At 65.4% G+C, this 14,640-nt stretch carries 14 protein-coding genes and 1 pseudogene; 11 read left to right on the top strand and 4 right to left on the bottom strand.

What is annotated here, in order from left to right:
• Positions 1-127 precede the first annotated feature (127 nt).
• Together DMC64_RS24540 and DMC64_RS24535 are read left to right on the top strand one after the other, a co-directional pair.
• A complete protein-coding gene (locus DMC64_RS24540; protein WP_233629795.1) occupies positions 128-1,297 on the top strand; it encodes a hypothetical protein in 1,170 nt (389 codons plus the stop codon).
• 9 nt (positions 1,298-1,306) lie between these two features.
• Positions 1,307-1,897: an NUDIX hydrolase gene (locus DMC64_RS24535; protein ID WP_125735445.1), complete on the top strand. Its 591-nt coding sequence runs from the start codon at positions 1,307-1,309 to the stop codon at positions 1,895-1,897.
• Here DMC64_RS24535 and DMC64_RS24530 read toward each other — a convergent pair.
• Positions 1,841-2,977 (bottom strand): tetratricopeptide repeat protein, encoded by a 1,137-nt coding sequence (locus tag DMC64_RS24530; RefSeq protein ID WP_125735444.1) that lies wholly within the window; start codon positions 2,975-2,977, stop codon positions 1,841-1,843. The two genes, DMC64_RS24535 and DMC64_RS24530, sit on opposite strands and share 57 nt — an antisense overlap.
• A 182-nt stretch (positions 2,978-3,159) precedes the next feature.
• Positions 3,160-3,540, bottom strand: coding sequence for an XRE family transcriptional regulator (locus DMC64_RS24525; RefSeq protein ID WP_125735443.1), 381 nt, complete (start codon positions 3,538-3,540; stop codon positions 3,160-3,162).
• A gap of 166 nt (positions 3,541-3,706) precedes the next feature.
• On the opposite strand from DMC64_RS24525, the gene DMC64_RS24520 reads away from it, so the two are divergent.
• From DMC64_RS24520 to DMC64_RS24490, 7 genes are all read left to right on the top strand, one after another.
• Positions 3,707-3,898, top strand: coding sequence for a helix-turn-helix domain-containing protein (locus DMC64_RS24520; RefSeq protein WP_125735442.1), 192 nt, complete (start codon positions 3,707-3,709; stop codon positions 3,896-3,898).
• Complete coding sequence (locus DMC64_RS24515) at positions 3,895-4,215, top strand: WhiB family transcriptional regulator (RefSeq protein WP_125735441.1); 321 nt, start codon at positions 3,895-3,897, stop codon at positions 4,213-4,215. Before DMC64_RS24520 ends, DMC64_RS24515 begins: the two co-directional genes overlap by 4 nt.
• A complete protein-coding gene (locus DMC64_RS24510) occupies positions 4,212-4,547 on the top strand; it encodes a hypothetical protein (protein ID WP_125735440.1) in 336 nt (111 codons plus the stop codon). Before DMC64_RS24515 ends, DMC64_RS24510 begins: the two co-directional genes overlap by 4 nt.
• A complete protein-coding gene (locus DMC64_RS24505; RefSeq protein ID WP_125735439.1) occupies positions 4,544-5,332 on the top strand; it encodes a hypothetical protein in 789 nt (262 codons plus the stop codon). Before DMC64_RS24510 ends, DMC64_RS24505 begins: the two co-directional genes overlap by 4 nt.
• Entirely contained in the window at positions 5,322-7,640 is a 2,319-nt protein-coding gene (locus tag DMC64_RS24500; RefSeq protein WP_125735438.1) for an FtsK/SpoIIIE domain-containing protein, read from the top strand. Before DMC64_RS24505 ends, DMC64_RS24500 begins: the two co-directional genes overlap by 11 nt.
• Positions 7,641-8,243: 603 nt before the next feature.
• Positions 8,244-9,080, top strand: coding sequence for a hypothetical protein (locus tag DMC64_RS24495; protein ID WP_125735437.1), 837 nt, complete (start codon positions 8,244-8,246; stop codon positions 9,078-9,080).
• A gap of 255 nt (positions 9,081-9,335) precedes the next feature.
• On the top strand, positions 9,336-9,803 hold the full coding sequence (locus DMC64_RS24490) for a hypothetical protein (protein ID WP_125735436.1): 468 nt from the start codon (positions 9,336-9,338) through the stop codon (positions 9,801-9,803).
• On the opposite strand, the gene DMC64_RS24485 is transcribed toward DMC64_RS24490, so the two are convergent.
• Positions 9,797-11,284, bottom strand: a complete 1,488-nt coding sequence (locus DMC64_RS24485; RefSeq protein ID WP_125735435.1) for a recombinase family protein — start codon at positions 11,282-11,284, stop codon at positions 9,797-9,799. The genes DMC64_RS24490 and DMC64_RS24485 overlap by 7 nt on opposite strands.
• 28 nt (positions 11,285-11,312) lie before the next feature.
• Positions 11,313-11,585 (bottom strand): annotated as a pseudogene (locus DMC64_RS24480) (VOC family protein); the annotation flags it as partial.
• A gap of 62 nt (positions 11,586-11,647) precedes the next feature.
• Between DMC64_RS24480 and DMC64_RS24475 the strand changes: the two are divergent.
• Both DMC64_RS24475 and DMC64_RS24470 read left to right on the top strand, forming a co-directional pair.
• Complete coding sequence (locus tag DMC64_RS24475; RefSeq protein WP_125735434.1) at positions 11,648-12,607, top strand: YafY family protein; 960 nt, start codon at positions 11,648-11,650, stop codon at positions 12,605-12,607.
• 309 nt (positions 12,608-12,916) lie between these two features.
• The gene (locus tag DMC64_RS24470; RefSeq protein ID WP_125735433.1) at positions 12,917-14,170 is read left to right on the top strand and encodes an HNH endonuclease signature motif containing protein; all 1,254 of its coding nucleotides are present in this window, start codon (positions 12,917-12,919) and stop codon (positions 14,168-14,170) included.
• Positions 14,171-14,640: the final 470 nt, after the last annotated feature.

Here is a 14,640-nt window from a genome sequence, read left to right as displayed (position 1 = left end):
GTCCTGACCAGCCACAACGGCCGGATACGCTGAGATCAGCCTTCCAGATACACTGATTTCAGTGGATGCTCTCGCGGGGCCATCTGCGGGCCACGTGAGGGCCATACGGAGCGGAAGGGGTGCAGGCATGAGTGACGAGAGGCAGCCACGTCGTCCGCATACGCTGCTAGAGCAACTGATTTGGGAGCGGCGGGAAACGTTCGCCGACTTCGCCGAGTTTGCAACGAAGTTTGCCCGCGACTGCGGCGAGCCTGGCACCCTCAGCGTGCGACACGTTAAGCGGCTGTCATCCGGCAAGGGGGACGGCGGGAAGCCTGTTGGGCGCCCTCAGCAAGCTACCGCCCGGCTTTTGGAGCGGATCTTCGGCGTCGGGATAGATGACTTGCTTGCGCCCCCTCGGGCTCTCCCTGCGCAGTCCGACGAAGATGCAGAGTTTCGCGCCCTGCTGCGGGCATCCGGTCGGATCGATGGTTCCGTGCTGCAACTCTTGCGCGATCAGTTGACCATGACGCGGAGGCTTGATCGGCAATTGGGCGCTGTACTCGCTCATGATGAGGTCGTCACCAAAATCGGGCAGGTCGGCAGGCTTATGGGACACAGCGTCATGCCGTCGACACGCGAAGAACTGGCGGCCCTGCTCTCCGAGTTGAGAACGCTCGCCGGTTGGCAAGCGCTGGACCTCGGGCACGTGGCGCAATCCTGGCGGTACTACGAAGACGGGAAGATGGTCGCGAGGGAGTCAACTAACCCTGCGTTCGAGGCGCACACCAGCGCGGGGCAGGCTTTCGTGTTGGTGGACTTCGGGGAGACGGCCTCCGCTGCCGAGTTGATGGCGAGCATTCGTCGGCGGGTCGACCGGAAGACCGATCGGCCGGTTCGGGCGTGGCTTGCTGCTGCGCACGGCGAGACGCTCGCCGCCGATGGGCAACGTTCTGCGAGCCTCCGCGCGTTCGATCATGCCGCAGCGTTGCTGCCGGACGACGTTGGGCAGGATGACGGGCCGTATCTCGCCTTAGATTCGGTCCACCTTGGTCGCTGGCGTGGCCACGCACTCGCGAGAGTCGGTGAACCGGAAGCGATCGACGTGCTTACCGACGCTCTTGTCCGACTCGATCCCACGTTCGTCCGCGCGGAGACAGCGCTGCGGGTTGACCTGGCAACGGCGTTTGCGGCGATCCGTGAGCGTGATCAAGCTCATGTGCACATTGGACGTGCGCGGACGCTTGCCGCTGATATCGGCTCTGCGCGCCAGAATCGCCGCCTAGAGGCGCTTATGACACGAGTAGGTTCGCGCTAGGCTCCCTGCGTGACTGGAGATGTTGGGTCCTGGAAGACCTTTGGTGAGCGGACTGTCTATGACAACAAGTGGGTACGCCTTGGGCTGACCGACGTTCAGGCGCCGAACGGGGAGCGGTGGGAGTACCACGTTGTGCACCTGGCACCCATCGCAATCGGGCTGATCGTGGATGATCAAGATCGGGTCTTGATGTTGTGGCGCTACCGATTCGCGACGGACCAGTGGGGATACGAACTCCTTGGTGGCCTAGTCGAGGATGGTGAAGAACCCGCAGCGACGGCCGCCCGCGAGATTCGGGAAGAGAGCGGTTACCAGCCGATCGGTGAAGCTGAGCACCTGATCGGCTTCGAGCCGCTTCCCGGGCAGGTCACAGCGCCGACGGACGTCTACTTGTGGCGCGCTGCTGAGAAGGTCGGCGAACCGACGGATACCGAGGAAGTTGGTCGGCTTGAGTGGGTTCCCCTCAGTCGAATCCCGGAATTGGCTCAGCGTAAGGAAATTCTCGGCGCTGGAGCGTTGGTCCCGCTGCTGTACTACATCGCCTCACGCAATGTCGCTGATGCTGCTTCCGGGCAAGATCAGCCCACCGAGACGGCGTAGTTGCCGGTCTGACTTGATCTGCGCGGCGAGTCGCCGCGCCTGCCGGGCATAGTCGAGTGAAGCATCTCGGTCGCCTGCTGCCGCGAAGGCGAAAGCTAGGTCCACCAACATGCCAGTCTTGGCGCGGATGAAATCCGATGGCAGGCGCGGTAACGCGTCGGTGAGCCGTTGGATTGCGTCAGGTTCACCGAGCTTGCTCAGCGCGTTGCCGCGCCATCGGTCGAGGTGCGCACCCCCTAGGAATAGGAAGGGTAGAGCGGGGTCCACGGGGTCCGTGGGCAAGTGGCTGTCTGCCGAGTCGAACGCGCGTAGCGCGTCGTCCCTCTGACCCGCCGCCGCGAGTCCCTCCCCGTGTGCCGCCGCCACCCAAGCTCGCAGGACTGGCGGAGCCGTGCGGTCGGCAAGCGCGCGTGCTTCGGCAAGTTGCCCGACGGCCGAATCTACTTCGCCGAGGTCAATCAAGATGAACGCCTGTTGCGCGGTCGAGTGCGCAAGCAGGAGCGGTGACCCCGCTTCGCGGGCGGCCGCCTTCGCTGTCTCGTGGTGCTCCCATGCTTGCCTGATCGCGTTGCGGTCGAGAGCTTCCCAACCGGCGAGCGCCGATGCCTCGGTAAGGACTCCGGCGAGCGCTTGGCGTTGACCGTGCATCGTGCTGAATCCAAGCAGGCTCTGTATCTGCTCGATGTTGCTGCGTAGCTGATCCAGTAGTGCCACGCCGCCGAACCGACGGTCCACGTGTCGAGCTTGGTCAACCTGCCGCTTGAAAATCTCGACTGTCTCAGCGTCAACCGAGCGCGCTAGCGCGAGTCGCGAGATCAGTTCGTCTGCCTCGTCGTTCACTTCCTCTTCGGGGAAGCCAAGTTCTTCGTTGGTGCGGCCGTAGACGTCGCGGAACAGGCGACGGTACGGCTGGCTGACAGCCTCGCGGCCGTTCTCCCATCGGGACAGTTTGGTCTTGAGGCTCGTTGCCGACATGACGGGAACGGCCAGACTGTCGGCGCGGCGCAAGAGCATCTTTATGACGTCCTCGGCCTTGTAACCGAGCTGCCTGCGTACGGCTTGGAGCCTAGTCTCAGCCATCGGCCGCCGCCCCCCGATAACCGCGTTGAGCTGCGTAGTTAATCGTAGTTAATGGTTCCGCGGTTAACCTCAGCCACCTGCGCAGGGGCGCCTTGCTGCCGTTTCCTTGAGTCATGAACGACACCGGAAACCAGCTGACGCGATCCACGCGAAGGCAATCGAAACCGCTCGCCATTGGACTCCTAAGGTCCGCCCGGCCGGCTCAGCACCTCGGCAATTTCTGCCCGAAGTGCGGAGAGCTGTTCAGTAACGTCCGTAAGGCGTCGCTCAATGACGGCCAGTCGTGCCGACACTGCGTCTTCCATGTCCTCACGCGGTTGACCCGGCGCGGGTGGAATCCGACCGTGCAGCACTGCAAGCAGGTGCTGCGGGTGCAAGCCGAGTGCCAACGCCAGAGCTTCCAACGTCCGGTCACTTCGCTTGCGCTCCACGGTGTGGTTCTGGATCTCGCGAACGATCGCCTGGGAAACCTGCGAGCGTTCCGCCAGTTCGCGTTGTTTCCATCCGAGCTCGTGAACGCGCTCGTTGATGGCCTTCGCGACCGCCGCCCAATCTTCCGACACCCATTCCTCCGTGGTCCGCCTCAGCGCCGAGATTAGCGCTTCCAGCTTTGCGCGGCGGCGAGATCGACATCGCGTCGCGCATTCGGACCACTCGCACCCATCAATTCGACTAAATCAGCTCAAAATATGCGATGAAATCATCGCAACGACTTAAGGGCACAAACTAATGACGAACAACTTTCCCGCCGCCGGTGACCCGGCGTTCTACTCCTTGGCCGACGCCGCGTGGATTCTCGGCGTCGACCGCAATGAAGTTCACCGCGCTATCCGTGTCGGCACGCTGCGGGCCGTGCGGCGACGTTCCAAGCTCGTGATTCCCGCCGCCGAACTGCGGCGTGTGCTTGGCGGTGCGCGATGACTGAAGACGAATACACGGAGTTGGCTGCTCAGCTTGACCGGTTGTCCGCTGTGCCGGATGACGTGTTGTCCGAAGTGGTGGCAAGGGACGGCCTGTGTTTGTGGGCGTTCGACCGGAGTGACTTCCCTGCGGGGGAGACGGACAGGGCGACTGCAGCACGGATGTGTGCCGGGTGCCCGGTGATAGATCAGTGCTTGGAACTCGACTTGCGCACGGCCGGTGAGAACACGGTCGGGGTGTGGGGCGCGTTGCCGGATACCGATCGGCAGGCACTGTTCCCGGTGTGGCTGCGTCGTCGGGGTGGTGAGGCACGATGACTGTCTCGCTGACGACGACACAGATTCTGGCCGGGGCCGGTGTCCTGGTGCTGCTGTTCACGGTCTGGCGGGCTAGTGCCCGCAAGGCTCGTGCGGCGGCCGACGCGGCACGGGCTAGTGCCCGGGTGGTGTCGCTGGCCGGACGGGTGCTGTTCATGGGTGCCGCGTTCGTGGGTGTTCAGTGGCTGGTGATCACGCACCCGGGTAGCCCGCTGCTGCTGCTCGTGGTGCTGGCGGTGCCGGACTTGATCGCGGCGCATGTCCTGACGCGGGCGCTGACGGTGACCACGGTGGACAACGCGCCGAGGCGTCGGGGTGGTGGTCGCCGATGATCACGAGCGAGAGTACGAGGGCTGATCGGCTGGCCCGTGAGGCGGCCGACGCTGCCGAGGTTCGGCGCTGGCAGTCCCACCCGGATGTGATCGCGTGGCGGGTGGAGCGGGTCCGCCGTCAGGTTGACCGGTTGTGCTGGTCCGGGATCGTGCTCGGGTTGGCGTTCACGACGGCGAACGTTCAGTGGTTCGCCGCCGCTGGCGCCGAGGTGGGTTCGTTGCCGTGGCTGACGGCGTGGCTGCTGGACCCGACGGTGTGTCTGGTCCTGCTGGCCATCCTGCGGGCCGAACAGATCACCGCGCGGTACCAGGTCCATACGGGACGGTGGGTTCGTGCGGCGAAGTGGCTCACGCTGGCCGCGACGTATGTCATGAACACGTGGTCATCGTGGGCGGTCGGTTCGCCTGCGGGGGTGGTGCTTCACTCGGTGCCTCCGGTGGTGGTGTTCGTGGCCGCCGAGGCGGTCACCGACCTGCGGGACAAACTCACGGACGCGGTTCACGTCGCGGTCTCCACGTCCATGAACCGCACAGAGGTTCATGAACCGGCCGTGGCCGCACCGGCCGCGACCGAACCGGTCGTGACCGTGGCCGAGGTGGCGCGACCGGAGCGGCGGAAGCTGTTCGCCGACTATCTGGCGGATGCGCGGGCCGCGTGGTCGGCGGAGGTGGAGATCACTCCGGCATGGGTGCGGGAAGCCACCGGGTGTTCGCGCGGTCTGTCGTCCCGGCTGGCCGCCGCGCTGGCGGCCGAGGTGGCCGAGGGGGTGCGCCATGACCAGTGATCTGGAGCGTGCCGGGTCGCGCGACGTCGAACACGTCGGGCCGATCCTTGACGGCGAGTTGGTGGATGACACGTTGCCGCAGCCACGTCGGCGGACGGTGCGGCGCCGTGTCGGCCGGTGGCTGCGTCGGGTGTGGCAGTCCGCGCCGGTGGTGCGGGCGCGGTCGCTGGCCGCCTACCGCGTTCGGCAGGCTCCGCGCGATGTGGTGCGGCTGGTCTGGTTCGTGGCGCGCGGCATGTGGCGGTGGCTGCTGAAATTCTGGCAGTGGGCCACGTATGCCGACCTGCGGGCGGACGCGCGGCGGGCACGGCTGGCAGGCGACGCCGAAGCACGCCGCGCCGCGCAGGAGTTGATCCGCTCCGACGCGACGGCACGATGGGCAAAGGTCGGTATCGCCGTTCGACGGTTCGTGATCGCCGTGCGGGTGGCCGCGCCGGTGGTGGCGGTGTTGTGGGCGGTGGCCGCGTTCATGGAACGGACGGACATGTGGACGTGGCTCGCCGAGGTCTACAACGGACTCGACGCGGCATGGTCCGTGCTGGTGTTCCTCGGACCGGTGGTGTTGTGGGCGCTGCCGTTGGCTCTCGTGGTCGCGGCCGCGTTCGAGGGACGCGACCGGACCCCGGGTGCGGGGTGGCTCGTGCAACCGGACCGGGACGACGCCGATTCGTGGATCGACGAACGGATGATCTCCCGCGCACTCGCTCACCTCGGTATCGCTCCGCTGGACAAGTTCTACCGCGACGGCGGGGAACTCGTGTACACGGTGGCCGCCCGCAAGGACGGCGACGGCACCGCCGCTCAGATCAGGTTGCCGATGGGTGTCACGGCCGACATGGTGGCCGCGCGCCGATCCAGGTTGGCGGCGAACCTCGGACGTGCCGCGCTGGAAACGTGGCCCACCAAGGGATCCGAGGACGGAATCCTAGATCTGTGGGTCGCGGACAAGGGCGTTCTAGGCGGCCGCGGCGCCGGCGACTGGCCCTTGGTCCACGATGGACTCCTCGACCTTTTCGAGGGTGTCCCGTTCGGACTCTCGCAACGCGGGCTGGTCATCAACGCGCCGTTGCTCGGGGTCAACTGGCTGATCGGAGGCCGCCCCGGGCAAGGGAAATCGTCAGCGCTGCGCACGCTCATGCTCGGCGCGGCACTCGACCCGACGGCCGAGTTGTGGGTGTTCGTGATGGGCGAGTCTCCGGACTTCGCTCCGTTCGAACCCCGGTTGTCCCGCTACCGCATGGGAATGGATGACAGCGTCGCCGAGGCGGCGACGCAAGCACTGGCGGACTTGCTGACTGAAATGGAGCGACGCGGTAAGACGCTCGGCGAACAACCCGGGCGGCCGCCGAAGGTGTCGCGCAAGCTCGCCGACAAACGCGCGTTGGGCTTGCACCCGCTGGTGTGTGCGATCGATGAGTGTCACGAACTGTTTCAGCACCCGAAGTTCGGGAAGCGGGCGGCGGAGCTGGCGGTGCGGCTGATCAAACGCGGCCGCAAGTACGGCGTCGTTCTCTTGCTGGCCACGCAGTCGCCCACAAAGGACAGCATTCCCCGGGAGATCACGCGCAACATCTCCTGCGGCGTGGCGTTCTCGGTGGCCGATCAGGTAGCCAATGACGGGTTGTTGGGTTCTGGCCGGTACGCGGCCGGTGTCCGCGCGACCGAACTGCGGATCAACACCGACCGGGGAACCTGTGTCGCGGTCGGCATCACCGATGAGGTTTTCGAGTTGGTGCGGACGTTCTATGTGCCGTTCGAGGACGGGGCCGACGACGTGACACCGGTCATCGCCCGCGCCATGGCAGCCATTGAGGAAGCAGGCCACGCCATCGAGACCAGCGCGCCGCCGGAACTCGACGCGGCACCCGCCGCCGTCGACCACCTGGCCGATGTAGACACGGTGATGAACGGCGAACGTCGCGTTCGGACACAGGTCGTCCTAACGCGGCTGGCGCGGCACAACCCGGACGAGTACGAGGGATGGACATTCCGGGACCTGACAGCCGCACTCACCGACTCCGGAATCACTCCGGTCAAGTCGGACGGAGTGAAGGTCATCCGCGCCGAGGACGTGGCCGCCGCGCTCGCCGACCGTGCCCGCGACCGCAGGGATTCGAGTGGGCACCCGGCAGGGACGCAGGGAGATCTCCCTGCCGGGTCCCTCAACGAAAGTCCCGGCGTTGACCAGGGCGAACGCGGTTCAGGGACCCCAGGGACCCGCCGACCGAACACCCCGGAAACCGGCCGAAACCCGGGTGTTTCCGGGACCCGCGAAGGTCCCTCCCTCACCACGGACGACGGGAGGTGACCGCCCTTGCCTGACCCTTCCCGTTCGACACGACCAGCGACCGCAGACACCCGCTCGAAAGGCAGCGACCATGACCACGACGCCGACGAATCCGAGGACGGACACGGCACCGCAGACGGCCGACCGAACACACAGGACGGTGACCACGCCGACGGCCCGCAGGACGCGGACCAGCCGGACGCCGATTCACTCCGGGACGGCGGACAGGGCACCGCCACCCGGGGCGCTGAGAGCGTCGTGGGGCCGGTTTTGGCCCTAGACGACCCGCTCACCCTCACCAGGGCCGCGCGGATCGTCCGGGCCGCTCTCGCTCGGCGTTACGACGCAGTTTGAGAGCTGCCCATGTGGAGCGCCCCTCCGGCCGGATGGCCGGAGGGGCGCTCTGTTCTCACGGTGGCGATGAGAGGAACCGTGTTCATGTCCGCGACCACAGTGCGGGACCAGCGCCGATAGGTGGCGTTCCGGCTGATCCGGGCGCATCCTGAAGTGATGGGTGGAGGACCGAGGTTCTTTGATCGGATGGCAGAGGCTGGCGAACGTGCCGCCGCTCGTGAGCGGCGGCACGCTGCCATTGAGCGGGGTCTCAGATACCCCGCACTCGGTGTGGCGCTGCTGCTGGCCCTGGTGTCGTGGGGGCTCTCGGGCTGGCAGATGTGGCCCTGGTTGTTCGGCGGCGTCGGCGGCATGGTCGTCATGCTGCTGCTCGGGCGCGGCGTGCCGCTGGCGTGGCGGCTGACGGTGCCGCTGCTCGTGGTCGCAGTGTGGCTGCTGACCTATGTGGACCCGTGGTGGTGGGCCGTGATCGCGGGAGTGATCATGGTCTACGCCGCGACCGTCGCCGCCGTCCACCTGCGACTCCGCACCCGCCGTTGGCAGACGCTCGGCGCGCTGGCTTTCGGACTGGCCATGGTGACGGCCGGTTCGGTCATGCTGGCCGTGAACGCGGCCGAAGAGACCCGCCAGACACAGGACGAACTGAACGCGGCGCACGCGGAAGCGGTCGCGCGGATTCTGCCGCGCACCCCGAACGCACTCGTATGGAACTTGGTCGTCCGGCTGTCCGATCAGGCCACAGGCGGCCGACAAGCGGCGGCATCCGGAACCACTGCCGCCGCCGACTTTTGCTTTCATTTCAGCCCGGAAGCGGCGGACGCGTTCGCCACTGCGCGGGGCGCGGCGGACTGCCCGGGCGCGTTCCTGGCACTGGCCGCCGAAGTCACCAACCCCCGCGACTACGTCACGCGCCTGTCGGTCCCCGGTAGCGCTGTGCGGTTCGAGCCGGATCACATCACCAGCGTCGTGAACGCGTGCCGTCTGGAATTCGGGTCCGTCTTGGACGACACTCCGACCACCGCGCCCGGCCCGCAACTCGGCGAACTGACACTCAGACAGCAACTCGGGCAAGGGCATCTTGTGATCGGATATCAACCATGCACGTGATCTGTGAGTTTTGGGTCATGCCTGACGACCACCGGCGATGGCCTGTGCAGCTCTACAGCAAGACTGTCGACGTTGAGCCTCCGTCAGGAGCAACACGGGACTACTGGGACGGCATCGCCGCGTCGTGGCTTGATGAGCAGCTAGCTCGCCTCACTTCGGACGGCCCGAAACGCGCGCAGGTCCGGAAGGCTCCGCAAAGCCCTATCCTTGGGGCTGCGGAGCGAGTCCACAAGAACGCAGGGGAGGGAGAAGGGCATGACGCGGAAGGTCTCGCGTGATGAGGCGGCCGAATTGTTCGGTGAGGTGGTGCACCGCTGGCCTGATCACCTTGAGGTGGTCGTCTGGAGTGATCAGTTGGTGGTTCAGGACGCCGCAGGTCGAGAGTACGGCTACACGCCCCGCGAAGGCCGTGAGCGTGGCCAGTACTTCGCCCTCGTTCCTGCGGGGCCGAACGTCAGCTCCCGGTACATGCAATCGAAACACCTGCCGTCGGCCCCAGACGACCCTATTGAAGCTGTGCGACTGGCGAGCGCGGACATTGAAAATCCGCTAGCCGATGTGCTCGCCGATATTGGGGGCGTGTGGAGCGAGAACCCAACACGTGTCTCTCAGACGCCACCTTATGGCCACGATTCCCGGAATGCTCAGCATGCGGCAAGCGACCACGACGAAGCATTGGATGGGCTGGGTAGTCTTCATGCTCGGCGAACCGACGGTTATTGATCAGCGGGATCGGCTGGTGTGCGCCGTAGCGATCGCCACGTTATTTTCACTCGCTCCGGGTCATACGTCCGGAACGTGCCCGGCGTTGCAGGGTGCACGGTGACTCTCTCGATGAACAGGCGCACAAACGCGCGTTGTTCATCCAGGGTCATATCCGGCCATGCTTCGCGCGCACCCTGAATGTCAACATCGATCACCGGGGGTGGCAGTTGCGCGTACTCGCTGCGCAGGCGCTGTTCGTTCTTCGTGAACGTGCTCCGCGCTTCCTTCCACTCTGTCATGGTCAACTCGCCTGGGGTTGCCCACAACTTCGCCAATTCCGCGCGCTGGCGGTCAAGTGCTGCGAGTTGCTTAGTGATCTCTTCCCGGCGCGAACCGTGCTCATCGGCTGCAATCGCGTTCAGGAAGTCGTCTTTGTCGAGTTCGTCAAAGAGACGGTCCACGACAATCTCCTCGGTCCTTTCCAGGATGATTCCGACACATCCACGGCCGCCGAGGTTCGGGTGGCAGCTTAGATACGGAACCCGACGCTTCCCGATCTTCTTTGGCGCGCCCGTCAGCCGATGCTTACAGACGCCGCACACCGCTAGCCCACCTGTCAGCAGATACTTGCGGCCGGTCGAATTGCCCTGGTGACGCTCGCTGATCTCATAAGTGCCCTTGCCGTCGGAGCGTTTCACCCGGCGCGGCTGAGACAGCTTGAGGCGGCACGCCTGCCACGTCTCCTCATCCAGGATCGGTTCCCAATTGCCTTTAGCGACAATCTGACCTCGGTACACTCGATGGCCCGCCACTGTTGGAACGGTCACCATGTTCTTAACGCCATTGGGGCCGATCTTGCCTCCGTGTGCTCCCCGCAACCCGCGCTCTTGCAATTGCTTCGCGATGTTCGCCAACGACCACCCCGAAAGCACCCATTCAGCAACCTGCCGGATGGCCGCCGCTTGCTCGGGTATCTGCTCGTAAGTCTTGGTGCCGTCTTCGGTCTTCGAATGCCGATAGCCGAACGTGTGACTCCCCGGAGGCTGCCCCAACGCGGCCTTGTCCGCCAAAATGTCGTTGATCCGCCCTTTGAGGCGGCGTACTTCGCCCGCGCCCAAAACGGCCTTGATTCCGGCTACGTCGTCTCGCACCCGGACAATGCCGTCCCGGTTGGTGTGTAGCTCGCCGATACCGGCCGCGTCCATTATCGCGGCGAACTCGAACCACTGAATTTCGCGACGCTCTACCCGGTACTGTTCCACCGTCCACACATGGACGATCTCGCCGCGTTCGATCGCAGCACGCAATGCGTCATAGCCGGGCCGGACTACGTCGTCGGCCGCTGCTGACAGGTCGTTGTCTGGGAATACGCGAACAGGAACACCCGGCCATGTCTTCTCGGCGTACGCCCGCCCCCATCGCTCTTGAGCCTGGACACCCTCTTTGCGGCCAGAGCGGTCAACCGAAATCCGGCAGTACAGTGCAACGTACCTGGTCATGGGTCCATGTTGAGCCGCTTACGTCTCCGATGCAACTGCCATCCGGGACCTGCTGGAAGAAGATCCTGGGTCCTTCGCCTGCCGGGTCTTCGAGGGCCGAGCGGCTGTTGCGCTGCTCCACGGGCATGCCGACGCGCTCGAGGAACTCGTCCCACGCGTCCAGCGGGTCGGTGCCCTCCGGCACCTCGACCCCGGGCGGGCCGGGGTGGACGTAGCCCAGGGCGTCGCGCCAGAAGGTGGACAGGGCTTTCGGGTCGCGGGCGTCGAAGCTGACCTGGAATTCGCGGCTCTTGCGGTTCATGGGAGAAGTCTGACATGCCTAGCGGACAGGATCGGTCCGCTATCTCTGGCAGAGTGGGTGACATGGAGGACGAGCGCGGGACGACCGAACGGGTGCTCACCCTGCTCGGGCTGTTGCAGCAGCGTGCCGTGTGGACCGGCCCGGAGCTGGGGGAGCGGCTGGGTGTCACGCCGCGCACGATCCGGCGGGACGTCGAGCGGCTGCGCGCGCTCGGTTACCCGGTGCAGGCGAGCAACGGTGTCGGCGGGGGTTACCAGCTCGGGCCCGGCCATGACATGCCACCGTTGCTGCTGGACGACGAGGAGGCGATCGCCACCGCGGTCTCGCTGCTCGCCGGCGCGGGCAGCGGGGAAGCCGCTTTGCGGGCGCTGACGAAACTCGACCGGGTGCTGCCGACCAGGCTGCGGCGCGAGGTGAGCGCGTTGTCCGGCTCCGTGGTCGCCTTCGACGGAAGCCGCGCGCCGATCGACCCCGAGGTGCTGATGACCCTGGCCCGCGCTTGCCGCGACGAGGTCGAGTTGGGCTTCGAGTATCCGTCTTCGGGTTCTACGGTGCGGCGGGTCGAGCCGTATCGGCTGGTGGCCTCGGGGCGGCGCTGGTATCTGTTGGCCTACGACCTCGACCGCGACGACTGGCGCACCTTCCGTGTCGACCGGATGACCGAGGTTTCCGCGCGGTCGTGGCGATTCCGCCCGCGCTCGGCGCCCGACGCGGCGGCGTACGTGCAGGAGAACATCGCCAGCCGGGTCTATCGGCACCAGGCACGGTTTTTGGTGCACGCGCCCGCTCCGGTCGTGCGTTCGCAGATCCCGGCGTCGGCCGCTGTCGTGCGGGAACGGGGGCGTTCGCGGTGCGAGGTGCTGAGCGGGGCCGGGGATCTCGATTTCCTGCTGATGCATGTGGTGGTGCTGGGGCACGCTTTCGAGGTGATCGAACCGGTGGAGTTGGGGGAGCGGTGCCGGGTCCTTGCCGATCGGTTGCTTTCTGCTGCCGGTTCTCTTTCTCCGCATTCAGTCGACTAATTGCTTGGGGTTCTTCGCATTCAGTCGGCTAATGGCTAGAGGGCCTCGCGTTTAGCCGACTAAGTGCGTGGGGTGCTTGGAGGTAGTCGCATGGTGGCCGGCCTGGCCTTCGGTTCTATTCAATCTGTCTCGACGGCGTGTTTGAGGGTGCGCCCGCCGTTGCTCGCATTTAGTCGACTAAGTGCGCGGGGTGCCTTCGTAGGGTGATTCGGGGTTGGCGGCGGTTTCACTCTTCGGTGTTGTTCGCGCATTTTATTTGTCACTTTAAAATTACGAACACGTGTTCGATTTATGGTGTATTATGGAGTCGTGTCCGAGACCTTCCTCCCCGAGTTGCCGCAAGAACTGTGGCGCGCCGGCAAGCTGGAGCTTGCCCATGGCGTGCAGCAGACGTTGCAGGTGATCCGGATCGCGACCGCCTGTCTGGGGCAGTTCCTGGCGGAGATCGAGTCTCGGGGCGCCAAAGACTTGTACGGGCATGGGAGTACGGCGAGCTGGCTCGCCGAGATCGCGGGGCTGTCGCGGGGTGAGGCAGGACCGATCGTGAAGCGCGCCATCGCCTTGAACCCGACCCGGGCCCTGGATGGCACGGAGGTTCCGCCTCTCGCTCCCGCGACCGCCGCGGTCGCCGCCCAGGGGTTGGTCGGGGACGAGCGGATCGATCAGATCCTGGAGATCCTGAAGAACCTCCCCGCCGACATTTCGGCTGAGGACCGGGCCGGTGCGGAGCAGATCCTCGCCAACCTTGCCCCGACTGCCGGCCCGCGGCAGCTCGCCAAGGCCGAGGCGAACCTGCTGGGCTTGCTGAACCCTGACGGCAACGAACCCAAAGACCCCGAGCCCAAAGAACCACGCCGCGAAATCACCTTGGAACGCCGCAAAGACGGCTTCTGGAAACTCACCGGCCTCCTCGATGACGAGACCGGCGCACGCACCGCCGCAGCCCTGGAAGCACACGCCCAGCCACGACCAGTCGACGAGTTCGGGCAGGCGGATCTGCGGATGAAGTGCGAGCGCATGGGAGACGCCTGGGCCGAACTTCTCGACCTGGCGATCGCGTGCCCGGACCAACCGGGCACTAGCGGCTATCGGACCTTGGTGCATGTCACCATCGGACTTGAGGAACTGAAGTCCGGTCTCGGGACCGCGTGTCTCGACTTCGTGGGGACCATGACCGCGCGGGAAGCACGGCTCGCCGCCTGCGACTGCCTCATGCTGCCGGTCGTGATGAGCGCCTCGGGTGAACCCTTGGACATGGGACGCCTGAGACGCTTCGTCACACCAGGCCAACGACGCGCGTTGAACATCCGCGACGGGGGCTGCGCCTTCCCGGGCTGTCATCGGAAACCGAAGAATTGCCACGCTCATCATATTGAGCACTGGGCAGACGGAGGACCCACCGATCTCCGGAATCTCGTGTTGCTCTGTGGTTTCCATCATCGGTTGATTCACCACGGTGACTGGGAAGTCCGCATGGCCGCCGACGGGTTACCGGAGTTCATCCCACCCCAGTACAGGGACCCGCTCCGAAAACCTAGGCGCAACACCCTGCACCACGTCTGACCACCGAGGAGCCCGCCAGCCATCCAGGCGACGGGCCCTTCGGCATACCTGTGCGGGTGACGTCCCAAGATCCACACAGTCCATCGCTCGCCCGACCGAGAATCCTCAGAACCCGCCACTCCGCGACGAAGCCCTCCGTATTCGCGGCTGAGGGTTTGCGCCTTCCCCAGATTCATCGACGACGGGAGCGTTCCCTAACGGACGACCACCACGACCGGCCCGATCACGCACGACTGTGTGGATTCCAGGTCATCCAACGCACCAAAATCCACACAGTCCATCGTCACCAGACCGGTCACGACCGAAACACCGGTACCCGAAATCCCTGAGGACCCGATCCGCCGCCCAGTCCTTAACGGACGATTCAAGAGCGCGTCACAAGCTGATGATCATGACTGGACCGGTCACGCATGACTGTGTGGATTTTGGGACATCCAACGTCCCAAAATCCACACAGTCCATCACCAAAG

Origin of the sequence: Amycolatopsis sp. WAC 04197 (assembly GCF_003947475.1) — a bacterium.
GTDB lineage: Bacteria > Actinomycetota > Actinomycetes > Mycobacteriales > Pseudonocardiaceae > Amycolatopsis > Amycolatopsis japonica.
This window is presented reverse-complemented; position numbering and strand designations above follow the sequence as displayed.